Source organism: Hydrogenophaga pseudoflava (genome assembly GCF_004353865.1).
Taxonomy (GTDB): Bacteria; Pseudomonadota; Gammaproteobacteria; order Burkholderiales; family Burkholderiaceae_C; genus Hydrogenophaga; species Hydrogenophaga pseudoflava.
Genome location: NZ_CP037867.1, coordinates 3,996,943 through 4,021,252, shown reverse-complemented (window position 1 = coordinate 4,021,252; position 24,310 = coordinate 3,996,943). Strand labels below are relative to the sequence as shown.

23 protein-coding genes are annotated in these 24,310 nt (G+C 68.8%); 12 read left to right on the top strand and 11 right to left on the bottom strand.

Annotated features, from left to right (window positions below; genetic code table 11):
- Window positions 1–11 precede the first annotated feature (11 nt).
- Together HPF_RS19300 and argH are read right to left on the bottom strand one after the other, a co-directional pair.
- Window positions 12–1,151 carry an HDOD domain-containing protein gene (locus tag HPF_RS19300; protein ID WP_133157563.1) on the bottom strand — a complete coding sequence of 380 codons (1,140 nt, stop codon included), beginning with the start codon at window positions 1,149–1,151 and terminating at the stop codon, window positions 12–14.
- Between the two features lie 106 nt (window positions 1,152–1,257).
- Window positions 1,258–2,691 (bottom strand): argininosuccinate lyase, encoded by a 1,434-nt coding sequence (argH, locus tag HPF_RS19295; protein ID WP_133157562.1) that lies wholly within the window; start codon window positions 2,689–2,691, stop codon window positions 1,258–1,260.
- Window positions 2,692–2,802: 111 nt separating this feature from the next.
- On the opposite strand from argH, the gene HPF_RS19290 reads away from it, so the two are divergent.
- On the top strand, window positions 2,803–3,864 hold the full coding sequence (locus tag HPF_RS19290; protein WP_165961744.1) for a histidine kinase: 1,062 nt from the start codon (window positions 2,803–2,805) through the stop codon (window positions 3,862–3,864).
- Window positions 3,865–3,898: 34 nt separating this feature from the next.
- Window positions 3,899–4,636, top strand: a complete 738-nt coding sequence (locus HPF_RS19285) for a LytR/AlgR family response regulator transcription factor (RefSeq protein ID WP_066153140.1) — start codon at window positions 3,899–3,901, stop codon at window positions 4,634–4,636.
- Between the two features lie 315 nt (window positions 4,637–4,951).
- Here the strand turns inward: HPF_RS19285 and recJ are convergent, their stop codons facing one another.
- Both recJ and HPF_RS19275 read right to left on the bottom strand, forming a co-directional pair.
- The gene (gene recJ / locus HPF_RS19280) at window positions 4,952–6,688 is read right to left on the bottom strand and encodes a single-stranded-DNA-specific exonuclease RecJ (RefSeq protein ID WP_133157561.1); all 1,737 of its coding nucleotides are present in this window, start codon (window positions 6,686–6,688) and stop codon (window positions 4,952–4,954) included.
- Complete coding sequence (locus HPF_RS19275; protein ID WP_079365543.1) at window positions 6,685–7,635, bottom strand: hypothetical protein; 951 nt, start codon at window positions 7,633–7,635, stop codon at window positions 6,685–6,687. Before HPF_RS19275 ends, recJ begins: the two co-directional genes overlap by 4 nt.
- A gap of 70 nt (window positions 7,636–7,705) precedes the next feature.
- Here HPF_RS19275 and HPF_RS19270 point away from each other — a divergent pair, with 70 nt between their 5' ends.
- Window positions 7,706–8,962 carry a lipoprotein-releasing ABC transporter permease subunit gene (locus HPF_RS19270; RefSeq protein ID WP_133157560.1) on the top strand — a complete coding sequence of 419 codons (1,257 nt, stop codon included), beginning with the start codon at window positions 7,706–7,708 and terminating at the stop codon, window positions 8,960–8,962.
- Window positions 8,955–9,629: a lipoprotein-releasing ABC transporter ATP-binding protein LolD gene (lolD, locus tag HPF_RS19265; protein WP_133157559.1), complete on the top strand. Its 675-nt coding sequence runs from the start codon at window positions 8,955–8,957 to the stop codon at window positions 9,627–9,629. The genes HPF_RS19270 and lolD overlap by 8 nt, the downstream gene beginning before the upstream one ends.
- Here lolD and HPF_RS19260 read toward each other — a convergent pair.
- Window positions 9,607–10,047 (bottom strand): META domain-containing protein, encoded by a 441-nt coding sequence (locus tag HPF_RS19260; RefSeq protein ID WP_165961743.1) that lies wholly within the window; start codon window positions 10,045–10,047, stop codon window positions 9,607–9,609. The genes lolD and HPF_RS19260 overlap by 23 nt on opposite strands.
- A gap of 69 nt (window positions 10,048–10,116) precedes the next feature.
- Between HPF_RS19260 and HPF_RS19255 the strand changes: the two genes are divergently transcribed.
- Both HPF_RS19255 and HPF_RS19250 read left to right on the top strand, forming a co-directional pair.
- On the top strand, window positions 10,117–10,965 hold the full coding sequence (locus HPF_RS19255; RefSeq protein WP_133157557.1) for a TatD family hydrolase: 849 nt from the start codon (window positions 10,117–10,119) through the stop codon (window positions 10,963–10,965).
- The gene (locus tag HPF_RS19250; RefSeq protein ID WP_133157556.1) at window positions 10,962–11,456 is read left to right on the top strand and encodes a DNA-deoxyinosine glycosylase; all 495 of its coding nucleotides are present in this window, start codon (window positions 10,962–10,964) and stop codon (window positions 11,454–11,456) included. The genes HPF_RS19255 and HPF_RS19250 overlap by 4 nt, the downstream gene beginning before the upstream one ends.
- Window positions 11,457–11,661: 205 nt before the next feature.
- Here HPF_RS19250 and HPF_RS19245 read toward each other — a convergent pair whose 3' ends face one another.
- Complete coding sequence (locus tag HPF_RS19245) at window positions 11,662–12,474, bottom strand: mechanosensitive ion channel family protein (protein WP_133157555.1); 813 nt, start codon at window positions 12,472–12,474, stop codon at window positions 11,662–11,664.
- Window positions 12,475–12,620: 146 nt separating this feature from the next.
- On the opposite strand from HPF_RS19245, the gene HPF_RS19240 reads away from it, so the two are divergent.
- The 5 genes from HPF_RS19240 (at window position 12,621) to HPF_RS19220 (ending at window position 17,746) form a co-directional block, all read left to right on the top strand.
- Window positions 12,621–13,385 carry a class I SAM-dependent methyltransferase gene (locus HPF_RS19240; RefSeq protein WP_133157554.1) on the top strand — a complete coding sequence of 255 codons (765 nt, stop codon included), beginning with the start codon at window positions 12,621–12,623 and terminating at the stop codon, window positions 13,383–13,385.
- Between the two features lie 7 nt (window positions 13,386–13,392).
- A complete protein-coding gene (tfpB, locus tag HPF_RS19235) occupies window positions 13,393–15,207 on the top strand; it encodes a type IV pilus assembly ATPase TfpB (RefSeq protein ID WP_133157553.1) in 1,815 nt (604 codons plus the stop codon).
- A gap of 13 nt (window positions 15,208–15,220) precedes the next feature.
- Window positions 15,221–15,931 carry a Crp/Fnr family transcriptional regulator gene (locus HPF_RS19230; protein WP_133157552.1) on the top strand — a complete coding sequence of 237 codons (711 nt, stop codon included), beginning with the start codon at window positions 15,221–15,223 and terminating at the stop codon, window positions 15,929–15,931.
- 63 nt (window positions 15,932–15,994) lie between these two features.
- Entirely contained in the window at window positions 15,995–16,936 is a 942-nt protein-coding gene (locus HPF_RS19225) for a DMT family transporter (protein WP_133157551.1), read from the top strand.
- 12 nt (window positions 16,937–16,948) lie between these two features.
- Entirely contained in the window at window positions 16,949–17,746 is a 798-nt protein-coding gene (locus tag HPF_RS19220; RefSeq protein WP_079365534.1) for an SDR family oxidoreductase, read from the top strand.
- On the opposite strand, the gene HPF_RS19215 is transcribed toward HPF_RS19220, so the two are convergent.
- A complete protein-coding gene (locus tag HPF_RS19215) occupies window positions 17,747–18,682 on the bottom strand; it encodes a DMT family transporter (RefSeq protein WP_133157550.1) in 936 nt (311 codons plus the stop codon).
- Window positions 18,683–18,801: 119 nt separating this feature from the next.
- Between HPF_RS19215 and HPF_RS19210 the strand changes: the two genes are divergently transcribed.
- Window positions 18,802–19,794, top strand: a complete 993-nt coding sequence (locus HPF_RS19210) for a quinone oxidoreductase family protein (RefSeq protein WP_133157549.1) — start codon at window positions 18,802–18,804, stop codon at window positions 19,792–19,794.
- A gap of 70 nt (window positions 19,795–19,864) precedes the next feature.
- Here HPF_RS19210 and HPF_RS19205 read toward each other — a convergent pair whose 3' ends face one another.
- From HPF_RS19205 to HPF_RS19190, 4 genes are all read right to left on the bottom strand, one after another.
- Window positions 19,865–20,404 carry a porin family protein gene (locus HPF_RS19205; protein WP_084397138.1) on the bottom strand — a complete coding sequence of 180 codons (540 nt, stop codon included), beginning with the start codon at window positions 20,402–20,404 and terminating at the stop codon, window positions 19,865–19,867.
- A 182-nt stretch (window positions 20,405–20,586) separates the two neighbouring features.
- The gene (locus HPF_RS23705; RefSeq protein ID WP_157576137.1) at window positions 20,587–21,219 is read right to left on the bottom strand and encodes a hypothetical protein; all 633 of its coding nucleotides are present in this window, start codon (window positions 21,217–21,219) and stop codon (window positions 20,587–20,589) included.
- Between the two features lie 116 nt (window positions 21,220–21,335).
- On the bottom strand, window positions 21,336–22,472 hold the full coding sequence (locus HPF_RS19195; protein ID WP_066153189.1) for an aminotransferase class V-fold PLP-dependent enzyme: 1,137 nt from the start codon (window positions 22,470–22,472) through the stop codon (window positions 21,336–21,338).
- A 134-nt stretch (window positions 22,473–22,606) separates the two neighbouring features.
- Window positions 22,607–24,280, bottom strand: coding sequence for a Na/Pi cotransporter family protein (locus HPF_RS19190; protein ID WP_066153192.1), 1,674 nt, complete (start codon window positions 24,278–24,280; stop codon window positions 22,607–22,609).
- Between the last annotated feature and the right edge of the window lie 30 nt (window positions 24,281–24,310).

Sequence of the window (24,310 nt, the reverse complement as noted above, 5' to 3'; positions counted from 1 at the left end):
CTTGACCGGGGTCAAGCCTCGGCGGTGGCGCGGCCCATCATCTGGTCCAGCGCGGCCTGCAGTTCGGGCGCGGCCAGCGCCTGATCGAGCCGGGCCAGGGCGGGGTGGGCCAGGCTGGCGCGCAGGTGGTGGGTGTCGGCGGCAATGTCCAGCGCCGGGTCGTAGCCTTCGAGGCTGTCGAGCTCTCCCAGCGCAAAGTGCTCGCCCAGTCGGGCGCAGAGATAGCCCAGCGCAAACCGCGGTGCCCGGGCGCGGTCGGTGACCATGAAAGGCGTCGCCAGCTGGCGGCCGACGCCGCAGACCTCGTCGATCAGGCTCTCGGGCAGCTCCCAGGACTTCATCAGCAGGCTGCCGATTTCGCTGGCGTTCAGGCCCAGCAGTTCCTGCTCGGTGTGGGCGCGCTGCAACCGGTTCTGGTGGTGCCACGGCTCCAGGCGCGAGGCGGGAATCAGGGATGCGGCCGCCAGTTGCCCCACGAAGCTGAGCACGACCTGGGTGGAGAGGTTGCCCACATCGGGCAGGTTGAGCGCCTTGCCCAGCCGCACGCAGAGTTCGCTGGCGATGGCGCTGGCCTGCCAGATGGCGTCGAAGCAGCGCTGCGCCTCGGCCAGCTTGGGCTTGAAGGCCTCGGCCAGCATGTACTGCAGGCAGATGCTGCGCACGGTGTTCATGCCCAGGAAGGTCACCGCATGGCCGATGTTGGTCACGGGGGTGCACAGCCCGTACATCGGCGAGTTCACCGTTGAAAGCACTTTGGCGGCGATCAGCGGCTCGCCCATCACCAGTTCGCTGAGCTCGGCGGAACCGGCCTTGGCCACGAAATCCGGCGACAGCAGCTTCTGCATCGAACGCGGGGGGCGCGGGATGCCGCGGAAGGCGGCCAGCAGGGCGTCGCGGCGTGCGGGGTCGATGTCCTGTTCCCGCAGCCAGCGGAATCCAGCGAGTTCCGCCGGCATGGCTTCGGCCGGCGGCAGGGTGGTTTCACGGGCGGCGGGCGCGGGTGTCGGGGCGGCGGCGCGCAGCGCGGGGGCATTGCTGCGCTGTGCAGCGATGGGTCGTGCGGGCGCCGCTTTCACCGGTGGGCGGCGGAAGAACCACCAGGCCAGGGCCAGCGCCAGAACACCGGCCATCCAGTACATGAGCAGGGACAAGACAACCTCCGTTCAGGGATGAGTGTCCGTGGGCCACGGACTTTTTCACCCCCAGTAGATCGGCATCTGTGCGCCAGTCTTGAGGAAACTGGCCGGCTGACCGCTGTCAGGCGAGGCGGGTGCGGTGGCGCGCGATCTGCGCCTTGACTTGGGCAGGCGCGGTGCCGCCCAGGGTGTTGCGGGCGTTCAGGCTGCCGCGCAGGCTGAGGCACTCGTACACGTCTTTTTCGATCGACGCGTTGAAGCCCTGCAGCACGGCCAGCGGCAGTTCGGACAGGTCGCAGTTGTGGCTGGTGGCGGCCTTGACGGCGTGGGCCACGGTTTCGTGCGCATCTCGGAAGGGCAGGCCCTTCTTGACCAGATAGTCGGCCAGGTCGGTCGCGGTGGCATAGCCCTTGTTGGCGGCGGCCTCCATGGCGGCGGCGTTGACGGTGATGCCGCCTTCTTTCTGCCCCGTGGCCGGGTTCAGCTGACCACCCACCATCTCGCAGAAGATGCGCAGCGTGTCCTTGAGCGTGTCGACCGTGTCGAACAGCGGCTCCTTGTCTTCCTGGTTGTCCTTGTTGTAGGCCAGGGGCTGGCCCTTCATCAGGGTGATCAGGCCCATCAGGTGACCGACCACGCGGCCGGTCTTGCCGCGCGCGAGCTCTGGCACGTCGGGGTTCTTCTTCTGCGGCATGATGGACGAGCCAGTGGTGAAGCGGTCGGCGATCTTCACGAAGCAGAAGTTCTGGCTCATCCAGAGGATCAGCTCTTCCGAGAAGCGGCTGATGTGCACCATGCACAGGCTGGCCGCCGCAGTGAATTCAATCGCAAAGTCGCGGTCGCTCACGCCGTCCAGGCTGTTCTGGCAGACGCCCTCCATGCCCAGCGTCTTCGCGACGCGCTCGCGGTCGAGCGGGTAGGTGGTGCCGGCCAGCGCGGCGCTGCCCAGCGGCAGGCGGTTGGTGCGGCGGCGCACGTCGGCCATGCGCTCGGCATCGCGGCTGAACATCTCCACATAGGCCAGCAGGTGGTGCGCAAAGCTCACCGGCTGGGCAACCTGCAGGTGGGTGAAGCCGGGCAGGATCACGTCCACATTTTTCTCGGCCACGTCGACGAGGGCGATCTGCAGCTCCTTGAGCAGATCCGAAATCAGGTCGATCTCGTCGCGCAGCCACAGGCGCACGTCGGTGGCCACCTGGTCGTTGCGGCTGCGGCCGGTGTGCAGGCGCTTGCCGGCGTCGCCCACCAGTTGCGTCAGGCGCGCCTCGATGTTCAGGTGCACGTCTTCCAGGTCCAGCTTCCACTCGAAGCTGCCGGCCTCGATTTCCGAGCGGATCTGCGCCATTCCGCGCTGGATGTCGGCCAGGTCGCTGGCACCGATGATGTTCTGTGCGGCCAGCATCTCGGCGTGGGCCAGGCTGCCGGTGATGTCGGCCAGCCAGAGGCGCTTGTCGAAGAACACGCTGGCGGTGTAGCGCTTGACCAGCTCGCTCATGGGCTCCGAGAATAGGGCGGACCAGGCTTCGGATTTCTTGTCGAGTTGGTTGGTGGACATGGTGGTGCCAGCGGCGAGAGAAAGGATCGGAGGGCGGCGCGTGCGCCTGGAGGAATGGCCCCGGGCGCTGTGGACCATGCGGTCTGACGGCGACAACCTATAGTGCGAGCCATGCGGGACTCCCGAATTTTATCGAGCTTCCAGGACCTGTCGTCGACCATGGGCGCGCTGCCGCTGTCGCAGATGCCCGAGCACCGGCGCGACGTCGAACTGGTGTACGACACCTGTCAACTGGGCGTGGTGCTGCGCGTGGTGCTGTTCGTGCAGGCGATCGCCTGGGTGGCGGCGCTGTACGGCGCGCAGAGCGTGGTGGGCTGGCTGGAGACGCTGGCGGTGCTGACCGCGGCCACGCTGCCCTCGGTGCTGATCTGGCTGCTGGTGACCTGCGGCCTCAAGCGGCAACTGGCGCGCCTGCCCATGCCGGCCCAGTGGGCGGCGGGCATCGGCCTGGGCGCGGTGTCGGCGATCTACGGTTGCGGCATGCTGGTCTGGGCCGGTCTGGTGTCTCCGGCCCCCTGGCTGGCCAGCGCCGCCAGCGGCGCGCTGGTCGCGACCGTGGTCGTGGCGGGCCTGGTCTGGCGCCTTCGGGCCAAGGCCCCGGCCGGCACCACGGCGCGCCTGGCCGAGCTGCAGGCGCGCATCCGCCCGCACTTTCTCTTCAACACGCTCAACAGCGCGATCGCGCTGGTGCGCGCCGAGCCCGCCAAGGCCGAGGCCCTGCTGGAAGACCTGAGCGAGCTGTTCCGCCACGCCCTGGCCGATTCGCAGGAGGCGGTGCCGCTGTCGCAGGAGCTGGCGCTGGCCGAGCACTACCTGGCGATCGAGCAGGTGCGCTTTGGCGACCGGCTGCGGCTGGAATGGAACCTGGACCCGAAAGCGGCCGGCGCGAAGCTGCCACCGCTGATCCTGCAGCCGCTGGTCGAGAATGCCGTCAAGCACGGCGTCGAACCCAGCCCGACCGGGGCCACCGTGCGCATCACGACCAAGCGCCGCGGTGGCACGGTGGTGATCAAGGTGACGAACACCGTGCCCGCCGGCAGCGGCCCGCCGGGGCACGGGCTGGCGCAGGACAATGTGCGCCAGCGGCTCGCGCTGCTGCACGATGTCGAGGGCCGGTTCCAGTCGGCGCTGGTGAATGGCGTGTACCAGGTTCGACTCGAAATACCGATATAAGACAGTCTGGACGCAGGGATCAACGGAGCGTGACATGGCACTCAAGGTACTGATCGTGGACGACGAAGCGCTGGCGCGGTCGCGGCTGCGCACGCTGCTGGGCGACTGCACCGATCCGCGCGCCGAGGTGGTCGGCGAGGCTGGCAACGCGGTGCAGGCGATGGACCAGATCCAGCGCGCGCCCTGCGACCTGCTGCTGCTGGACATTCACATGCCGGGCGTGGACGGCATGGCACTGGCGGAGAACCTGCGCTCGATGGCCGCCCCGCCCCGGGTGGTGTTCGTGACCGCGCACGCCGAACATGCGGTGCATGCCTTCGAGCTGGATGCGGTCGACTACCTGACCAAGCCGGTGCGTCTGGAGCGCCTGCAGCAGGCCCTGCAGAAGGTGCAGCGGCTGATGACGGCGGAGCCGTCGGAGGCGGGCGGGGGAACCGAGAGCCTGCTGATCCAGGAGCGGGGCCGCAGCGAGCGGGTGGCGCTGTCGGAGGTGATCTACCTGAAGGCCGAGCTGAAGTACATCACCGTGCGCACGGCGGAGAAGGAGCACATCTACGACGGCGCGCTGAGCGATCTGGAGCAGAAGTACGCCCACCTGTTCGTGCGGGTGCACCGCAACGCGCTGGTGGCGCGGCGCTGTGTGCGGGCGGTGGAGAAGCACAACGATCCGGTGGAGGGCGAGGGCTGGACGGTGCGCCTCGATGGCTGCGACGAGCGGCTGGCGGTGTCGCGCCGTCAGCTGGCGGCGGTGCGGGAGTCGCTGGTCGGCTGACTTTCCGTTCGCCGCTTTGTTGGCGTTGACGGAGCTCCGGTCAGCGGCGACTCGGGTGACCGGCTCCGCTCATGTCCCCCGGATCGGGCCGTGCCCGATCCTCCTCCTTTACTTCGCTGCGCCGGTCACCCCAGCCACCGCTGACCTCCTGGCGGGAGCCAGTCGGGGAGCGCAGACCATGTCACGGGCTGGGGAGGGTGGACGGTGCTGTGCAGCGAAGTAAAGGAGGAGACGGCCGAAGGCCGTCGGGGGACATGAGCGGAACAGTGCCGGCCGCCCTCCCCAGCAACGCCCAAGTGCCGGCGTGAAAGGACCTCAGACCTCCGCCGCCTCGATCAAAAACCGGACCCGCCGCTGCCCCTGCCACTCGTCCGCATCCAGCCGGAACGCAATCTTCACCGTCGACGGCAGCGGTTCCGTGTGACCGAACCAGATCCCGTCGACCTGGTCGCCCTGGTGCTTGAGCTTCACCGACAGGTGCTTCTCGCCCACCAGCCGCTGGCTCACCACCTGCACCTCCTCGCAGAACACCGGCGGGGCAAAACCCTGGCCCCAGACCTCGGCGTGCAGCGTGTCCACCAGGTCCGGACGCCGGTACTGCCTGTCGAGCACGCCATCGGCTTCCAGCCGACGCTGCAGCGTGGCCGCGTCCAGCCACTCGTGGGCCACCTGTGCAAAGGCTTGCTCGAAGGTGTCGATGTGTTCTTCGTCAATCGTGCAGCCGGCGGCCATGGCGTGGCCGCCGAAGCGCAGCAGCACCCCCGGATGGCGCTTGGCCACCAGGTCCAGCGCGTCGCGCAGGTGGAAACCGGGGATGGAGCGGCCTGAGCCCTTGAGCTCGTGCTCCTTGCCCTCGGCGCCGCTGGCCGCGAACACAAAAGTCGGGCGGTGCAGCTTGTCCTTCAGGCGCGAGGCCACGATGCCGACCACGCCCTCGTGGAAGTCGGGATCGAACACGGTGATGGCCGGTGGCGGCTCCTCGCTCTCGTCGAACAGCTCCTCCACGATCATCAGCGCCTGCTCGCGCATCTCGCCTTCAATCGTCTTGCGCTCGCGGTTGATGCCGTCCAGCGTGCGCGCCAGTTCGTCGGCGCGACCGGGGTCGTCGGTCAGCAGGCATTCGATGCCCAGCGTCATGTCGGCCAGGCGGCCGGCGGCGTTCAGGCGCGGGCCCAGCGCAAAGCCGAAGTCGAAGGCGCTGGCCTTGGCCGGTTGGCGCGCGGCCACGGCGAACAGCGCGGCCATGCCCGGCGGCATGGCGCTGGCGCGCACACGCTTGAGGCCCTGGGCGACGAGGCGGCGGTTGTTCGCGTCGAGTTTGACCACATCGGCCACGGTGCCGAGAGCGACAAGGGGCAGCAGCGTGTCGATCTTGGGCTGCGTTTTTGCGTCGAACACACCGCGTTCGCGCAGCTCGGCGCGCAGCGCCAGCAGCACGTAGAACATCACGCCCACGCCCGCGATGCTTTTGCTCTCGAAGCCGCAGCCCGGCTGGTTGGGGTTGACGATGGTGCAGTCGGTCGGCAGCGTGACCGCGCCGTCGATGACGGCGGGCAGGTGGTGGTCGGTCACCAGCACGTTCAGGCCCGCCGCGCGCGCGGCGCGCACGCCGGCCACGCTGGCGATGCCGTTGTCCACTGTCACCAGCCAGTCCGCGCCGCTCTGCTTGACGCGCTGCGCAATCGACGGCGTGAGGCCGTAGCCGTCGGTCACGCGGTCGGGCACCAGGTACTCGACCTTGTCCCAGCCCATGGGGGCGCCCAGCAGTTTCAACCCGCGCACGCCGACGGCGCAGGCGGTGGCGCCGTCGCAGTCGTAGTCGGCCACGATGCACAGGCGCTGGCCAGCGGCCATGGCGTCGGCCAGCTGCTTCGCGGCGGTGGTGGCGTTCAGCATCTGCGTGGGCGGGATCAGCAGGGACAACGCGTCGTCCAGCTGTTCCTTGGCGGTGATGCCTCGGGCGGCGAACAGGCGGGCCAGCAGCGGGTGCAGGCCGGCCTGCTCCAGCGCCCAGGCGGCGCGCGGTGGCACGTCGCGGGTGATGATCTTCATAGGTCTTTCAGGGTGTCGCTGACCGGCGTGGTGCCGAACAGATGCTTGATCGAACGGCCGAGGCGCGCGAACGCGCCCGCCGGGGCGGTGGTCCAGGTGCGGGCGTGGCGTTCGCCGCAGAGGGTGAGGGTGACGGGCTCGCCGCGCTGGGCGGCCGCCAGCAGCGCGGCGATCTCGCCCGCGTCCAGCGCCTGCCAGGCCTGCTGCCAGCCGGCCCAGTCACCGCGCAGCGCGGCCTGGCGCAGGGTGTCGGGCATGTCCGGGGCCTCGGCCAGCGCGGGGGGCGCGGCCAGCGCACCTGCGCCGTGTACCCAGAAACCGTTGACCGGCAGCAGGCCGCGCGCGGTGCGGGCGTCGTGCGCCGGGTGGGTGTAGAACAGCATCTGCGCCTCGCTCTGCAGGCGCTTGAGCAGGCGCGCACCCGCCGGGTTGGCAGGGCTCTCGGCCAGCCAGGCGTCCACCATGCGCCCGCTCACCCGGTCCAGGCTGGCGCAGGCGATGCCACGCAGCGGCTCGCCGCTGGCGTGCCACTCGGTGGCGCTCTCCCGCCGCAGCGTGAGGCCGTCTTCGGCGCACAGCGGCTCGAAGGCCTCGAACAGGGCGTGCGAGTCGGCGTCGTCCAGCACCAGTTGTGCGCCGGGCAGCAGGGTCACCTGTTCCATGCCGACCTGGTAGTGGCAGAGGCTGAACCAGGCCTGGGGCACGGTGGGCGCTTCGCTCTGCGCAGCGGCCCAGGGAATCTGACCGTCGGCCACCGGCAGGCCCAGCGCGCGGGCCAGGGCCCGCTCGTGCGGCGGGGTGAGCTGGTGGTCGTCGCCCCGGTCGGCGGGCTGCTCGGCCAGGCGGGCCAGCAGGGCCTGCAGGTTGGGGAGTTTCAGGCCGGGGAGCAGCGCCTGGCATTCGGGGGCGCTGGCGGCGGCAAAGGGGGTCAGCAGGTGGTGGGACACGGAGGGACAAGCCGGACGGGGGAACAGCCGGGATTGTCGGGGATGCCACAATCGCCGCTGGATTTCATCGATGCAAACCCCTTACGAACTCATCCTCGGCTGGCGCTACACGCGCGCCGGCCGCGCCACCCGGCGCAACGGCTTCATCTCCTTCATCTCGGGCGTGTCCATGCTGGGCATCGCGCTCGGTGTGGCGGCGCTCATCGTGGTGCTGTCGGTGATGAACGGCTTCCAGAAAGAGGTGCGCGACCGCATGCTGGGCGTGCTCTCGCACATCGAGCTGTACGACGCCAGCGGCCAGGCCATTCCCGACCTCGGTGCGGTGCTGACCACCGTGCGCCAGCACCCTGAAGTGGTCGGTGCCGCGCCCTATGTGGGCGCGCAGGCGCTGCTGGCGCGCGGCGAGGACATGAAGGGCGCCATCGTGCGCGGCATCGACCCGGCGCAGGAGCCGCAGGTGGCCGACCTCGCCAAAGACCTGTCGCAGACCTCGCTGCCGCGGCTGGTGCCAGGCGGCTTCGGCGTGATCCTGGGTGGCGAACTGGCGCGCAGCCTGGGCGTGGGCACGGGCGACACGGTCACGCTGATCGCGCCCAGCGGCCAGGTCACACCGGCCGGCGTGGTGCCGCGGGTGCGGCAGATGAACGTGGTCGGCACCTTCGATTCCGGCCACTACGAGTACGACTCGGCGCTGGCGCTGCTGCACGTCGAGGACGCGGCGCGCATCTTCCGCGTAGAAGGGCCGACGGGCGTGCGCATCAAGATCCGCGACCTGCACCAGGCGCGCGAGGTGGCGATCTCGCTGGCCGGCCAGTTGCCCGAGGGCATGCTGGTGAAGGACTGGACGCGCCAGAACCGCACCTGGTTCGCGGCTGTGCAGCTGGAAAAACGCATGATGTTCATCATCCTCACCCTCATCGTGGCTGTGGCGGCGTTCAACCTGGTGTCGACGCTGGTGATGACGGTGACCGACAAGCGCGCCGACATCGCCATCCTGCGCACCCTGGGCGCGAGCCCGAAAAGCATCATGGGCGTGTTCATGGTGCAGGGCGCCATGGTGGGCGTGATCGGCACCGGCCTGGGTCTGCTGCTGGGGCTGGGCATCGCCTTCAACATCGACACCATCGTGCCGGCGCTCGAGCGCGCGCTGGGCGCCAGCTTCCTGCCGCAGGACGTCTATCTCATCAGCCGCATGCCCAGCGACCCGCAGCGCGCCGACATCCTGCCGATCGCGGTGATCTCGCTGATCCTCTCGTTTGTGGCCACGATCTACCCGAGCTGGCGCGCCAGCCGCGTGAACCCCGCCGAAGCGCTTCGATATGAATGATGTTGTTCTCCAGGCGCAAGGCCTGACCAAGCGCTTCACCGAAGGCCGGCTGGACGTGACCGTGCTGCAGGGCGTGGACCTCACGGTGCGCGCGGGCGAGACCGTGGCCATCGTCGGTGCCTCGGGCTCGGGCAAGAGCACGCTGCTGCACTTGCTGGGCGGGCTGGACGCACCCACCGCCGGCAGCGTCACGCTGATGAGGCAGCCGCTCGCCGGCCTGAGCGCGGCGCAACAGGGCGAGTTGCGCAACCGCCACCTGGGCTTCGTCTACCAGTTCCACCACCTGCTGCCCGAGTTCAGCGCGCGCGACAACGTCGCCATGCCGCTGTGGATCCGCCGCATGCCGCGCGCCGAGGCGGGCGCCCAGGCGGCCCAGGTGCTGGCCAAGGTCGGGTTGTCCGAACGGCTGCTGCACCGGCCGGCCGAGCTCTCGGGCGGCGAGCGCCAGCGCGTGGCGATTGCGCGCGCCCTGGTCACGAAGCCGGCCTGCGTGCTGGCCGACGAACCCACCGGCAACCTGGACCGCAGCACCGCCGACGGTGTGTTCGATCTGATGATGCAGCTGGCCCGCGACCAGGGCACGGCCTTCATCGTCGTCACCCACGACGACGCCCTGGCCGCGCGCTGCGGCCGGGTGCTGCGGCTCACTTCCGGGGTGCTGTCCTGACAAAGCGCAGCGGCTGGTCCATGCCCTGCGCGTGGATCAGCAGCGTGTCGCCCTGCACCTCGTAGCGCTGGGCTTTCTGCAGCGCGCCCAGGTAGCGCGATTCCTGCTCGCTGGCGCCACCAAGGCAGGCCATCTTGGTGGACATCAGCGGGCCGAACGTCAAACGGTCCCTGTCGATCTCGACCGCGCCGGAAAAACGGTTGCAGGAGCCGTGGCCCACCGCCTGCCCCGGCTGCGGGAACACCAGCGTGGCCGCTGGCTGCGGCAGCGCAGCCTGACCGGCGATGGACTGCAGCCGCCACTCGCTGCCCCACAGCGGTTCGGGCGCCGGCGAAGGCGCAGGGGCGGCGCAGGCCCCCAGCGTGCCGGCGATGGCCAGGGTCGCGATGGAAAAGAAACGGGTGGTGCGCAGTGGCATGGGAATTCCTCCGTGGAGCCTGGTGGCCCCGGGGGTCGGGGCACAATCGTTCGAGGAGTTATACCCCCGATGTGGATCGACACGCACTGCCATCTGGACGCCCCCGAATTCGGCGCCGATCACGCGCTCGCCGTGCAGGCGCGCACGCTGGCAGCGCAGCGCGGCGTGGGGCTGTGCGTGATTCCGGCGGTGATGCGGCAGAACCTGGACACGGTGCGGCGGCTGGCACACCGGCTGGGCGACGCCTACGCTCTGGGCATCCACCCGCTGTACGTGCCCCGGGCCGCGGACGAAGACCTTGATGCGCTGGACGCGGCGCTGACCGAACACCGCAACGACCCGCGCCTGGTGGCGGTGGGCGAGATCGGGCTGGATTTCTTTGTGCCCACCCTTTGCGAACCCGCCATGCGCGAGCGGCAGGAGCGCTTCTACCGCGCCCAGCTGCGGCTGGCGCGCCAGCACGGGCTGCCTGTGATCCTGCACGTGCGGCGCAGCGCGGACGTGCTGCTCAAGCACCTGCGCGAGCTGCCCACCGGCGGCGGCATCGCCCACGCCTTCAGTGGCAGCGCCGAGCAGGCGCGCGCCTTCACCGACCTGGGCTTCGCGCTGGGCTTCGGCGGCGCGTCCACCTTCGAGCCGGCCAAGCGCCTGCGCGCGCTGGCGGCCGAACTGCCGCTGTCCGCGCTGGTGCTGGAGACCGACGCGCCGGACATTCCGCCGCACTGGCTGTACGCGACGGCCGCCGAGCGGGCGGCTGGCCGGGCGCAGGGGTTGAACACGCCGGCCGAGCTGCCGCGCATCGGCGCGGTGATCGCCGGGTTGCGGGGGATGGCGCCTGAAGAACTCGCTGCCGCGACCACCGCCAACGCGCGGCGGGTGCTGCCGAGGCTGGCGGCGCTGGTGCCTGTCGCCCCATGACCCGGCTGGTCGGCCTGCCACCGGTGATCGGGTTGCAGACCCGGCTGCTGGTGCTGGGCAGCTTCCCGGGCGTGGCCTCGCTGCGCGAGCAGCGCTACTACGGGCATCCGCAGAACCAGTTCTGGAAGATCCTCGCAGCGCTCTGGTCGGTGGACCTGGTGGCCATGGGGTACGCCGAGCGGCTGGATGTGGTGCGCGACCACGGGCTGGGCATCTGGGATGTCTACGCCGCCTGTGAGCGCGAGGGCAGCCTGGACACGGCCATCCGGAACGCCGAGCTCAACGACTTCGGCCTTGTGCTCCGCGAGTGCCCGAACCTGGTGGCCATCGCCCACAACGGTGGCGAGAGCTTCCGCCACGCCAAGCACACCCTGGCGCTGGGGCTGCCGGTGCACAAGCTGCCGTCGACGAGTCCTGCGAATGCCAGTTGGTCGTTGGATCGCAAGCTGGCGGCTTGGGGTGAGGTGTTTCGTCTGTACGGGCTTGTTTGAGTTTGTTCTGGCGTATACCTCGCGGGCTCGCAGCGGCGGTGCGCTCTGCGCCGCTCGTGTCCCCCGGACCGGGCTGCGCCCGGTCCTCCTCCTTGACCTCGCTTTGCAGAACGCACCGCCGCTGCGATCCAAGGCACAGTTCCGCTCCACTGTGGGCGTGCGATGACCTCCCCGCGAGGTGCAGGCAAAAAAACAGACGAAAAGATCAGCCGACCGAACGATGCGCCATGGGCGTCTCAGGCACCGGGTAGCCCGCCGCCCCGAAGGTCAACACGATGGCCTTGTGGGTGTCGAAGTAGACCTGCCAGTAGTGGTCGGTGTGCGTGTACGGACGCACGCACAGCAGCGGGCCTTCGGGCGTGAACTGCAGGATCTCGATGTCCGGAGCCGGCGACGCCTTGACGTTCGGAATCGCGGCGATCACCGGGCGCAGGCGCGCCATCGCATCCAGCACGTCCACGCTGTTCGCCACCTTGGCCACGCAGTCCACGCGCCGGTACGGCTCGGCGCTGAAGTTCTGCACGTTGTCCGAAAACACCTTGTTGTTGCCCACCACGGTCAGCACGTTGTCCGGCGTCAGCACCGTGGTGGCGAACAGGCCGAGCTCCTTCACCGTGCCCAGCGTGCCGCCGGCGTTGATGAAGTCGCCCACCTTGTAGGGGCGCAGCACCTGCAGGAACAGCCCGGCCGCGAAGTTGCCCAGCATGCCGCTCCAGGCCGCACCGATGGCCAGTCCCGCACCGGCCAGCAGGGCCGCGAACGAGGTGGTCTTGATGCCGAAGATGTCCAGAATGGCCAGCACCAGCACCAGGGTCAGCAGCACCGAGATGATGGACTTGAGGTACTGCGTGAGGGTGGCATCGATTTTTTTGCCCTTTTCCAGGGCGGCGCCAATCAGCCGCACCGCCACCGAGATCAGCCAGCGCCCGACCACCCAGGCGGCAATCGCGCCCAGGATCTTCAGGCCGAAGTCGGCCCCCTGGGTGCTGAGGAAATTCCAGACCACTTCCATGTTCATAATGAATCCTTTCTCCTGGAACACCTTGTCCCGATGCGATCTTCCTTCGCCCATGCGAACTTTTTTCGACCGGCCGGCGCCTTGACGCGCAACGATGTGTCGTTTGCGCCGCCGCTGTGGCATTCCTGTGAGTGGGGGGCATCCCGATGAGGAGTTCTTCACGCGCCGCAGCAGGGGCCTTGCCGGACGTCACGCTCTCCGAGGATGGCGAGGTGCGCTTCCTGCACCTGGGCACCGAGTGGATCCAGGGCTCGATGATCATCGACGACCCCTTCGCCATCGAGCTGGACTATGTGCAGCGCATGATGGCCTGGCTGCTGTTCGTCGACCCGGATTCGGTGTCCAGACGCCGTGCCATGCAGCTGGGCCTGGGCTCGGCCGCGCTGACCAAGTTCCATTACAAAAAGTTGCGCATGGACACCACCGCGGTGGAGATCAACCCGCAGGTGGTCGCCGCCTGCCGCGGCTGGTTCAAGCTGCCGCCCGACGGGCCGCGCCTGCGCGTGCTGCTGGCCGACGCGGCGCAGGAGGTTCGCCAGGCCGTGCACCTGGGCCGCATTGATGCGCTGCAGGTGGACCTGTATGACCACGAGGCGGCGGCGCCGGTGCTGGACAGCCCCGACTTCTACACCGACTGCCGCGCCCTGCTGACCGACGAGGGCGCGATGACGGTGAACCTGTTCGGCCGCGATGCCAGCTACGAACGCTCGCTGGAAAGCATCTGCGCCGCGTTCGGGCGCGACGCGGTCTGGGCCTTCAAGCCCACGCGCGAAGGCAATACCATCGTTCTGGCGCAGCGCACCCCCCAGCGACCCACGCGCATGGAACTGCTGGCCCGCGCGGAAGAGATCCGCACGCGCTGGGACCTGCCCGCGGTGAAATGGCTGCGCATCTTCAAACCGGTTGAATGAGACCCGCATGAAAACCACCCACAAGCCCGCCGCCCCGAAAACCGCCGACGCCGGTCCGCTGGACTGGCGTGTTCTGGTGGGATGGCTGCGGGAGGACGCCGTGATCTCGGCCGACGAGGCCGCACGCACCATCGCCCGCTGCGCTTCGGCCCACAGCGCCCAGCATCCGCTGGTGCGGCTGGCGGTGGTGGGCATGTCGCGCCAGTCGGACGGCCAGGTGCTCGACGTGGAGATGCTCACGCAGTGGCTGGCCGTGCGCAGCGGTCTGGAGTTCTTCCGCATCGACCCGCTCAAGGTCGATGTGGGCAAGGTGGGCGACGTGATGAGCGCGGCCTACGCCGAGCGCCACAAGGTGCTGCCGGTGCAGGTGGGGCCCGCAGAGGTGGTGGTGGCCACGCCCGAGCCGTTCGTGCGCGACTGGATTCCCGAGGTCGAACGCCAGACGCGCAAGAGCGTGCGCCTGGTGGTGTCCAACCCGCAGGACGTCACCCGCTACACCGCCGAGTTCTTTGCCCTGGCCAAGTCCGTCCGGGCGGCCAGCAAGATGGGCAACCAGAGCAACCCCTTCGGCACCTTCGAGCAGCTGGTCGAACTGGGCAAGGCCAACAAGCTGGACGCCAACGACCAGCACGTGGTGCAGGTGGTCGACTGGCTCTGGCAGTACGCCTTCGACCAGCGCGCCAGCGACATCCACCTCGAACCGCGCCGCGACCAAGGCGTGATCCGTTTTCGCATCGACGGCGTGCTGCACCCGGTCTACCAGATGCCGATGACGGTGATGAACGCCATGACCGCACGCATCAAGCTGCTGGGCCGCATGGACGTGGTCGAGCGCCGCCGCCCGCAGGACGGCCGCATCAAGACCCTACGGCCTGAGCGCGGCAGCGGCAAGGGCGACGAGGTGGAAATGCGCCTCTCGACCCTGCCCACCGCCTTCGGCGAGAAGCTGGTGATGCGCATCTTCGACCCCGACGCGACCGTCAAGGACCTGGCCGCACTGGGTTTCTCGTCCACCGACGCCCCGCGCTGGGAGGCGCTGACCAAACGGCCGCACGGCATCATCCTGGTGACCGGCCCGACCGGTTCGGGCAAGACCACCACGCTGTACGCCACACTCAAGCGGCTGGCGACCGAAGAGGTGAATGTCAGCACGGTGGAGGACCCGATCGAAATGATCGAGCCCGCCTTCAACCAGACCCAGGTGCAGCCGCACCTTGACCTGGACTTCGCGCAGGGGCTGCGCTCGCTGATGCGCCAGGACCCGGACATCATCATGGTGGGCGAAATCCGCGACCTGCCCACCGCCGAGATGGCGGTGCAGGCGGCGCTGACCGGCCACCTGGTCTTCTCGACCCTGCACACCAACGACGCGCCCAGCGCCATCATGCGGCTGATGGAACTGGGCATTCCGCCTTATCTGATCAACGCCACGGTGCTCGGGGTGCTGGCCCAGCGCCTGGTGCGCACGCTCTGCCCGTCGTGCAAGGTGCGCGAGGATGATGCGGCGACCGAGGCCTCGCTCTCGTCGCTGGCCGAGCTGGTCAAGCCCTGGCAGGTGAGCGGCAAGTATCGGCCCTACCAGCCGGTGGGCTGCGTGGAGTGCCGCATGACCGGTTTCCGCGGCCGCACCGGCCTATACGAACTGCTGACCATCACCGAGGCCTTCAAGGACAAGGTCAACCGCGAGCCGAAGATGGAGAGCCTGCGCCGCCAGGGCGTGACCGACGGCATGCGGCCGCTGCGCCTGGCCGGGGCCGCCCGGGTCGCCGAAGGCCTGACCACGCTGGACGAGGTGCTGGCCTGCACACCGCCGGTGCAATGACACCCTGAGAACCATGATTCCCATCAAGACCGAGTCGGCCTGGCGCGGCACCGCCGACTGCCGCGCCTGCGGCATCCGCGACATGGTGCTGTTCGCCGACCTGCACGAAGACGACTTCAACCTGATCCACGCGCCCATCGACGACCTCGAATACGCGCCGGGACACGCACTGGTGCGCATGGGCGAAACCGCCACCTCGCTGTTCACGCTGCGGGCCGGCATGGTCAAGCTGGTGCGCAACACGGTGGACGGCCGCCAGCGCATCGTGCGGGTGCTGCGCAGCGGCGACGTGATCGGCCTGGAGGCGCTGATGGGGCCGACCTACGATTCCGACGCCATCGCGCTGACCAATGTGCGGGTCTGCCGCCTGCCGCTGCAGGTGATCCAGCGCCTGAACCGCGAGACACCGCGCCTGCACCAGCGCCTGCTGGAGCGCTGGCACCGCAGCCTCAAAGAAGCCGACGACTGGCTGGCCGACCTCAACTTCGGCAACGCGCGCCAGCGCCTGGCCGGCCTGATCCTCAAGATGCGCACCGACCAGGACCCCGCGCTCTGCACGCTGTTCTCGCGCGAGGACATGGGGGCCATGCTCGACCTCAAGCTGGAGACGGTCAGCCGCACGCTCAACGCCTTCGTGCGCGAGGGTCTGATCGAGCCGATGGACCGCATCGGCCGCGCCTACCGCATCGTCGACGCCGAGCGCCTGTCGTCTCCCAAAGACTGAGCGCGAAGGCTCCCTTCGCCGAACACGACAGCGGCCCTGGCGTGGCCTGCCGATAATTCCCGGATGACGGCCACCGCCACCCGCCCGCCCCACCTCGTTTCCGGACTGCTGCTGGCCTGCGCCGGCTCCATCGCCTTCAGTGGCAAGGCCATCATCGTCAAGCTCGCGTACCGCCACGGGGTCGACGCGGTGACGCTGATCATGTACCGCATGCTGTTCGCGCTGCCGATGTTCCTGGCCCTGGCCTGGTGGGCCACCTACCGGCAGGGCGGCGGTGCGAAGCCCCCGCTGAGCCGCAAGGACTGGCTGGGCATCCTGGGCCTGGGCGTGACGGGCTACTACCTCGCCAGCTTCCTGGACTTCTGGGGCCTGAGCTTCATCAGTGCCAGCCTGGAGCGCCTGATCCTCTACCTCAACCCCACGCTGGTGCTGCTGCTGGGCTGGCTGCTGTACGGGCGGCGCATCAGCGCGACGCAGGCGGTGGCGATGGCGGTGAGCTACGCGGGGGTGCTGCTGGTGTTCGGCCACGAGGCCGACTTCGCCGGCCCGGGCGCGGCGCTGGGCGCGCTGCTGGTGTTCCTGAGCGCGATCAGCTACGCGATCTACCTGGTCTACAGCGGCGAGATGGTCAAGCGCCTGGGATCGATGCGGCTGGTGGGGCTGGCGACCAGCGTGGCCTGTCTGCTGTGCCTGCTGCAGTTCGTGCTGCTGCGGCCACTGAGCGCCGCCGAGGTGGCGCCCGAGGTGATCTGGCTGTCGGTGCTCAACGCCACCGCCTGCACCTTCGCTCCGGTGATCATGGTGATGATGGCCATCGAGCGCATCGGCGCGGGGCTCGCGGCGCAGACCGGCATGATCGGGCCGATGTCGACCATCGCCATGGGGGTGCTGATTCTGGAAGAGCCTTTCAACGGCTGGATCGTGGCCGGCACGGTGCTGGTGGTCTCGGGCGTGTTCCTGGTGACGCGCTTCGGCGGCCAGGCGGCGCAACCCAAACAGGACTAGGAGAAATCAAACATGGATCTGGGCATTGCAGGCAAATGGGCGCTGGTGTGCGGCGCGAGCAAGGGCCTCGGGCTGGGCTGCGCGCAGGCGCTGGCGGCCGAGGGCGTGAACGTGGTGATGGTGGCGCGTGGCCGCGAGGTGCTGGACGCCTCGGCCGCCGCGCTGCGGGCGGCCTCGCCGGGCGTTGCCGTGATTGCGGTGGCCGCCGACATCACCACGCCGGAGGGGCGCGACGCCGCGTTCGCTGCGCCGGACGGGCCGGGCACGGCCTTTGACATCGTGGTCACCAACGCCGGTGGCCCGCCACCCGGCGATTTCCGCTCGTGGGACCGCGAGGCCTGGATCAAGGCGGTGGACGCCAACATGCTCACGCCCATCGAGCTCATCAAGGCCACCGTGGACGGCATGGCGGCGCGCGGTTTTGGCCGCATCGTCAACATCACCAGCAGCGCGGTGAAGGCGCCGATCGACATCCTGGGCCTCTCCAACGGCGCGCGCAGCGGCCTCACGGGTTTTGTGGCCGGTGTCGCGCGCAGTGGCATCGCGGCCAAGGGCGTGACGATCAACAACCTGTTGCCCGGCAAGTTCGCCACCGAGCGCCTGCAGGGCACGATCGCGGGCACGGCGTCCAAGACCGGCCAGACCGTGGACGAAGTGCGCGCCGCGCAGCTGGCGCTGGTACCGGCCCGGCGCTTCGGCACGCCCGAGGAGTTCGGCGCCATCTGCGCCTTCCTCTGCAGCCGGCAGGCGGGCTACCTCAACGGCCAGAACATCCTGCCCGACGGCGGGCTGTACCCCGGAACCTACTGATCAGCGCCGGGAACTGACCAGAATCCCGCCCACGATCAGCACGAAGCCGGCCAGGTGGTAGAGGTGCGGCGGCTCACCCAGCAGGGTCGCCGACATCAGCGCGGCGAACAGCGGGGTGAGGTTGCTGAAGAAGCCGGCCACGGTCGGACCGACCCGGGTCACACCCGCGCCCCAGGCCCGGTAGGCCAGCAGCGAGGGGCCGATGGCCACGTACAGCAGCGACAGCACCAGCGGCCAGCCCCAGCGCAGGTGGTGTTCGCCCTCGGGCAGGGACGGCAGCATCAGCCACTCCCCGGTGGTCATGGCGGCGGACCAGGTGAGTCCGAAGGCCACCTGGGCGAGCAGGAAGGCGGCCCAGTCGCGCCGCACCTCGGGCGGCTCGCTGCCGGGCGCCGGGCGGGCGAGCATCCAGCTGTACCAGGCCCAGGTGATGGAGGCAGCGAGCATCCAGGCGTCGCCCGGCACCAGCTGCAGGGCGCCCAGCTGGTGCCAGTCGCCGCGCACCAGCACCACGACCACCCCGGCCAGCGACAGCGCCGCACCCAGGGCGGCGCGCCTCGTCACCGGCACGCCGTAGAACAGCCGTCCCAGTAGGATCATCCACACTGGCATGCTCGCGGCGACCAGCGTGACGTTGATCGGCGTCGAGGTCTTGAGCGCCATGTACTGCAACGCGTTGTAGAGCGCCACGCTGGTCAGGCCCAGCACGGCGAAGCGCCGGCCATGCGCCCACACCGGGCTGCGCGGTGCCAGCACCCAGGCGGCCAGCGGCAGCAGCATCACGAAGGCCAGCACCCAGCGCAGGAAGTTGAAGGTGATGGGCGGGATGCTGCCCTGCATCAGCCGGCCGACCACGGCGTTGCCGGCCCACAGCAGCGGCGGTATCAGGAGCAGGGCCGCGGTGGCCGGGGTCAGGCGCTGGGAGGGGTTCGACATGCCTGCACTGTAGCGACCGGTGGCATCCCCTGGCTGGCCTGGGGCTGACGGCCTGACTCCCTCGGGACGGTCGCGAATCGTGGCAGCATGTGCGGCATTGCCAACCTGAGGAGACCTGCATGACCCAGACCAGCCGCGCCGTGCGCATCCACGCCCATGGCGGCCCCGAACAGCTTGTTGTCGACACCGTCGAGGTCGGCGATCCCGGCCCGGGCGAGATCCGCATCCGCCACCACGCCATCGGCCTGAACTTCATCGACGTCTACCAGCGCACCGGCCTCTACCCCAACCCCATGCCACTGGCACTGGGCATGGAAGGTGCGGGAGTGATCGAGGCGGTGGGCGAGGGCGTGACCCATCTCAAGGTCGGCGACCGCGCGGCCTACGCGGCGGGCAAGCCCGGCAGCTACTGCGATGTGCGCGTGATGCCGGCGATGAACGTCTGCCAGCTGCCCGACGGCATCTCGTTCGAGACCGGTGCAGCCATGATGCTCAAGGGTCTGACCGCGCAGTACCTGCTCAAGCGCTGCAAGCCGGTGGAAGGTCTGGAGAAGGGCGACTTCGTGCTGTTCCATGCCGCGGCCGGCGGCGTCGGACTGATCGCCTGCCAGTGGGCCAAGGCCCTGGGCTTGCGCCTGATCGGCACGGCCGGCAGCGACGAAAAGTGTGCACTGGCGCGCGAGCACGGCGCCGAGTTCACCATCAACTACCGCACCGAAGACTTCGCCGCGCGCGTGAAGGAGATCACCAGCGGCCAGGGCGTGAAGGTGGTCTACGACTCGGTCGGCAAGGACACCTTCGACAAGTCGCTGGACTGCCTGCGGCCGTTCGGCCTGATGGTCAGCTTCGGCAACGCCAGCGGCCCGGTGGCGCCGTTCGCGCCGGGCATCCTGGGTCCCAAGGGCTCGATCTACGTCACGCGCCAAACTCTGTTCACCCACATCAGCAGCCGCGAGCGCACGCAGGCCATGGCCGACGACCTGTTCGACGTGGTGGGCAGCGGCGCGGTGAAGATCCGCATCGACCAGCGCTTCGCACTGACCGATGTGAGGAAGGCGCACGAAAGCCTGGAAGCGCGCCAGACCACTGGGTGCACCGTGCTCCTGCCCTGAGCCAGAGAGCCATAAAAAAAGCCCCGGAGCCAGCAGCCCCGGGGTTTTTTCAATGGTGAGCCGGCAACGGTCAGAACTTGAAGCCGACGCCGAAGGTGACGCCGTCGACCTTGGTCCCGCGGCGGTCCAGGTAGTTCATGTAGTCGGCGTTCAGCGAGAGCTGCGGCGTGAGGCTGAAGCTCGCGCCACCGCCATAGGCGAAGCCGGTGGTGCGGTTCGAGTCGCCGACGCCGAACGCCGAGGTGCTCACCTTGGTGCTGGCCACGCCGGCCCGGCCGTACAGCTCCACGGTGTCGCCCAGCATCACCTTGGGTTTGACGAACGCCCCCAGCATGTTGTCGACCTCACCCGTGGCCCTGGCCGGCCCGATGCGCACCGAGTCGTCCTTCAGGCCGGTGGCGGCGTGGCCCTCGATGGCCAGGTGCGGCGCGAGTTCCACGCCCACGATGGCGCGGGCGGCGGTCGGCTTGACCTTGGCGTCGAAGCCCCGGCTGTCCTGCTTGAGGTTGAACTGGCTGTAGCCCACCTCGCCGTACACCCCCTGGGCCTGCGCGCCGAGGGCGAGCAGCGAAGCGGAGCCGATGAGCACTGTTTGCAGACGTCGTTTCATGAAACCTCCTGGTTGTGAAGATCGCTGACCCGGACAGGCCAACGCCCAGTAGGAGGGACGCGCGGGACAGCGGGTTCCGGTGATTGGGACAACGCTGCGCAAACGAGGTAATGAAATGTAGGCCGTGGGCACAACAAAAAAGGCCACCGGAAGGTGGCCCTTGGACTCAAGGCGCGCTTGTTTCAGAAGGCCACGCCGGCGCCCAGCGTGAAGCCGGTGAGCTTCACGCCGCTGCCGCTGTAGTAGCTCATGTAGTCGGCGGCCACGCTGACCGGGCGGTTGCCGAAGGACTTCCAGGGCGTCACCGTCTTGAATCCCAGCCCGTAGGACAGGCCGGCGCCGCCGTCGGTGCCGGTGTAGCCGCCGACGCTGGTGCCGGCGTTGGCGATGCCCAGGCGGGCGAAGAACTCGGTCTCACCACCGATGCGCAGCCGCGGCTTGGCGTAGGCGCCCAGCAGGGTGCCGGCGCTCACGCTGTAGGCGGTGCCCCAGGGCCCCACGGCATCGGCGCCACGCAGGCCCAGGCCCAGCATGGCTTCGGCGGCCAGGTTGGGGTGGTAGTCGTAGCCGGCGACAGCGCGCAGCATGATGGGCTTGGCCGAGATGCCTGCGCGGGCGATCTTGTAGTGCAGAAAGCTCAGGCCGAGCTCTCCGTACACCTGTCCGTCCAGGCCTTGCGAGGCCAGACTTTTTTCCACATAGGCCTCGCCTTTGGCGGCGCCGGCACTGGCCTTCTTCTGAACGGTCTGCGCCGAGGCGGCGCAGGTCATCACAGCCATCGCGCCGAGCGCGATGAGCTTCTTCATCGTTTGCATGGGAACTCCCTGAAAAAACAAAAAAACGCTGGGTCGCCTTCTTCCGCTTGACGGGCGGCACACAAGAAAAAAGGAGCCCGTTGTCGGGCTCCTTTTCCTGGTGGAAAGCGGCGGGATTATATCTTTGGACTTACCGTCTTCAGCGCATCCTGCAGGTGCGAGAGGGTGCCCGCCACGTCGTGCCACTTGTCCAGGCCGAACAGGCCGATGCGGAAGGTCTTGAAGTCGGCGCCTTCGTCGCACTGCAGCGGCACGCCGGCGGCGGTCTGCAGGCCGGCGGCGAGGAACTTCTTGCTGTTCTGGACGTCCGGATCGCTGGTGTAGCTGACCACCACGCCGGGCGCCTGGAAGCTGGGCGCGGCCACGCTGGCAAAACCGTTCGACTCCAGCAGCGCACGCACCTCGCGGCCCAGAGCGACCTGTTCATCGCGCACCTTGGCAAAGCCGTAGGCCTCGGTCTCTTTCATGGTGTCGCGCAGGCGTTGCAGCGCATCGGTCGGCAGGGTGGTGTGGTACGCATGGCCGCCGCCTTCGTAGGTCTCCATGATCTGCAGCCACTTCTTCAGATCCATGGCGAAGGTCGTGCTCTGGGTGGTGTCGATGGCCTGTCGGGCGCGCTCGCTGAGCATCACCATGGCGCAGCAGGGCGAGCTGCTCCAGCCCTTCTGCGGTGCGGAGATCAGGATGTCGACGCCGGTGGTCTTCATGTCGACCCACATGGCGCCGGAGGCGATGCAGTCCAGCACGAACAGGCCGCCCACGGCGTGCACGGCCTCGGCCACCGCCTGCAGGTAGTCGTCGGGCAGCATCATGCCGGCGGCCGTCTCCACGTGCGGTGCGAACACCAGCGCCGGCTTCTCTTTGGCGATCGCTGCGGTCACCTCCTCGATCGGGCAGGGCGTCCAGGGCGACTGCGCACCGTCAGCGGTCTTGCGCGCCTTGAGCACGGTGTGGCTGGCGGGAATCGAGCCCATGTCGAAGATCTGCGTCCAGCGGTAGCTGAACCAGCCGTTGCGGATCACCATGACGTGTTTTCCGTGCGCGAACTGGCGCGCGACGGACTCCATGCCGAAGGTGCCACTGCCGGGCACCAGCACCGCCGAGTGCGCGCCATAGACCTGCTTGAGCATGGCCGAGATGTCGGTCATCACACCCTGGAAGCGCCGCGACATGTGGTTGAGCGCGCGGTCGGTGTAGACCACCGAAAATTCCAGCAGTCCGTCGGGGTCGATGTGGGGCAGCAGTCCGGGCATGAGGGTGTCTCCGTCAACAGGTGTGCCGGCCAGATTAGCACAGCACCCAGCACTTTCATCGCAGGGCCGCCCCAAGATGAAAGTAGCCCCTTGGGGGCAGCGACCCGCGTGGCGGCGGAGCGTGGGGCGGATGTTCAGTGCCGGCCGTGCGGTGTCTCCAGGCTCTGCAACCGGCTTTCGCGCAGGCGGCTGGGCGCCAGCGCGCCGGCCGAGTCGAGGATGGGATAGGCGATCGAACAGATGTGCGAGTTGATGCGCTTGAGGTCGCTGATCAGGTCAATGTGCAGCGAGCTGCTTTCCATGCTGGGGGCCGCGCGTTCGGTCAGGCGCTCAAGGTGGCTGCTGGCGTATTCGCGCTCCATCTCGCGAAAGCGCACCTTTTCTTCCAGCAGGCGCTGCGCGTCCCGCACGTCGCCGTCAAGGAAGACGCTCATGCCCAGGCGCAGGTTGTCCAGCAGCCGCGCGTGCATCGCGCTGATCTCGGTCATGCCGGCTTCGGAGAACTCGCGGCCCTTGCGGATCTTCTTGTCCTCGATGTCCAGCAGCACGCGCTCGACGGTGTCGCCGATCTGCTCCATGTTGATGGTGAAGCTGATGATGTCGGTCCAGCGCCGGCCTTCCTTCTCGTTGAGCTGCTCGCGCGAGATCTTGGTCAGGTAGTACTTGATGGCCGAATACAGGTCGTCCACCGTGTCGTCCATCTTGCGCAGGTCCTGCGACAGCTGCAGGTCGTTGGTCCGGATGACCGTCATCACGCCACGCAGCATGGTTTCCACCACATCGGCCTGGTGCAGGGCCTCGCGCGCCGCACACGAGATCGCCAGCGATGGCGTGGCCAGGGCGGAGGGGTCGAGGTGATTGGGGCGTTCGAGCGCGCTGCCGGCTTTCTGCAGCGGCAGCAGCTTCTCCACCCAGTGGGCCACGGTGCCGGTCAGGCCGATGAAGACCAGGCCGACCATCAGGTTGAAGCACAGGTGGAACAGCACGGTCTGCGCCGCCGGGTCCGGTACCCAGGGCGGCACCCAGCGCAGCCAGAACGGAATGAGCGCCGGCGCGATGGCCACGCCCATCAGCTTGAAAAGCAGGTTGCCCAGCGGCACCTGGCGCGTGGCGCGGTTGGCTTTGGCCGTGGTCAGCACCGCCAGCAGGCCGCTGCCCAGGTTGGCTCCCAGCACCAGGCCCAGCGCCACGTCGATGCCCACCACATTGATGGCCAGCGTCGCGGTCAGCAGCACCACGGCCAGGCTGGAGTACGACAGCACTGCCAGCGTGGCGCCGACCAGGATCTCCAGCATGCGGTCGCTGGTCAGCGATTCCAGCATCAGCTGCACCGCGGGGTTGGCGGTCAGCACGTGCGTGGCCTGGCTCACCAGCTGCAGGGCCAGCAGCATCAGGCCCAGGCCGATCAGCACGCGCCCCACGTCACCGACCTGGGTGCCCTGGCGCAGGATGAACAGCGTAACGCCCACAAAGATGAACAGCGGCGAGAGCCATGACAGGTCGAAGGAGAACACCACCGCCATCACGCTGGTGCCGATGTCGGCGCCCAGCATCACGGCCAGGGCCGCGGGCAGGGTGATCAGGCCGCGGCCGACGAAGGACGCGGTGATGAGGGCGGTGGCGGTGCTGGACTGCACCAGGGCGGTGACGCCCAGTCCCGACAGCGCCGCGGTGAGGCGGTTGCCCATGCTGGCCGCCAGCACCTGGCGCAGCTTGCTGCCCAGCACGCGCAGCACGCCGGTGCGCACCAGGTGGGTCCCCCAGACCAGCAGCGCGATGGCGGCCAGCAGATTCAGCAGGTGTTTCATGTCCGGGAAAACTATACCCGGAGTGCCATC

Coding starts and splice junctions, on each gene's coding strand:
- HPF_RS19260 (WP_165961743.1), bottom strand. CDS start 10,047: ATGCCACTGCGCACCACCCGTTTCTTTTCCATCGCGACCCTGGCCATC.
- HPF_RS19215 (WP_133157550.1), bottom strand. CDS start 18,682: ATGTCGAACCCCTCCCAGCGCCTGACCCCGGCCACCGCGGCCCTGCTC.
- HPF_RS19195 (WP_066153189.1), bottom strand. CDS start 22,472: ATGCCCGGACTGCTGCCCCACATCGACCCCGACGGACTGCTGGAATTT.
- HPF_RS19290 (WP_165961744.1), top strand. CDS start 2,803: ATGCGGGACTCCCGAATTTTATCGAGCTTCCAGGACCTGTCGTCGACC.
- argH (WP_133157562.1), bottom strand. CDS start 2,691: ATGTCCACCAACCAACTCGACAAGAAATCCGAAGCCTGGTCCGCCCTA.
- HPF_RS19255 (WP_133157557.1), top strand. CDS start 10,117: ATGTGGATCGACACGCACTGCCATCTGGACGCCCCCGAATTCGGCGCC.
- HPF_RS19205 (WP_084397138.1), bottom strand. CDS start 20,404: ATGAAACGACGTCTGCAAACAGTGCTCATCGGCTCCGCTTCGCTGCTC.
- HPF_RS23705 (WP_157576137.1), bottom strand. CDS start 21,219: ATGCAAACGATGAAGAAGCTCATCGCGCTCGGCGCGATGGCTGTGATG.
- HPF_RS19285 (WP_066153140.1), top strand. CDS start 3,899: ATGGCACTCAAGGTACTGATCGTGGACGACGAAGCGCTGGCGCGGTCG.
- HPF_RS19270 (WP_133157560.1), top strand. CDS start 7,706: ATGCAAACCCCTTACGAACTCATCCTCGGCTGGCGCTACACGCGCGCC.
- HPF_RS19230 (WP_133157552.1), top strand. CDS start 15,221: ATGATTCCCATCAAGACCGAGTCGGCCTGGCGCGGCACCGCCGACTGC.
- HPF_RS19190 (WP_066153192.1), bottom strand. CDS start 24,280: ATGAAACACCTGCTGAATCTGCTGGCCGCCATCGCGCTGCTGGTCTGG.
- HPF_RS19250 (WP_133157556.1), top strand. CDS start 10,962: ATGACCCGGCTGGTCGGCCTGCCACCGGTGATCGGGTTGCAGACCCGG.
- HPF_RS19240 (WP_133157554.1), top strand. CDS start 12,621: ATGAGGAGTTCTTCACGCGCCGCAGCAGGGGCCTTGCCGGACGTCACG.
- recJ (WP_133157561.1), bottom strand. CDS start 6,688: ATGAAGATCATCACCCGCGACGTGCCACCGCGCGCCGCCTGGGCGCTG.
- HPF_RS19245 (WP_133157555.1), bottom strand. CDS start 12,474: ATGAACATGGAAGTGGTCTGGAATTTCCTCAGCACCCAGGGGGCCGAC.
- lolD (WP_133157559.1), top strand. CDS start 8,955: ATGAATGATGTTGTTCTCCAGGCGCAAGGCCTGACCAAGCGCTTCACC.
- HPF_RS19210 (WP_133157549.1), top strand. CDS start 18,802: ATGACCCAGACCAGCCGCGCCGTGCGCATCCACGCCCATGGCGGCCCC.
- HPF_RS19220 (WP_079365534.1), top strand. CDS start 16,949: ATGGATCTGGGCATTGCAGGCAAATGGGCGCTGGTGTGCGGCGCGAGC.
- HPF_RS19225 (WP_133157551.1), top strand. CDS start 15,995: ATGACGGCCACCGCCACCCGCCCGCCCCACCTCGTTTCCGGACTGCTG.
- tfpB (WP_133157553.1), top strand. CDS start 13,393: ATGAAAACCACCCACAAGCCCGCCGCCCCGAAAACCGCCGACGCCGGT.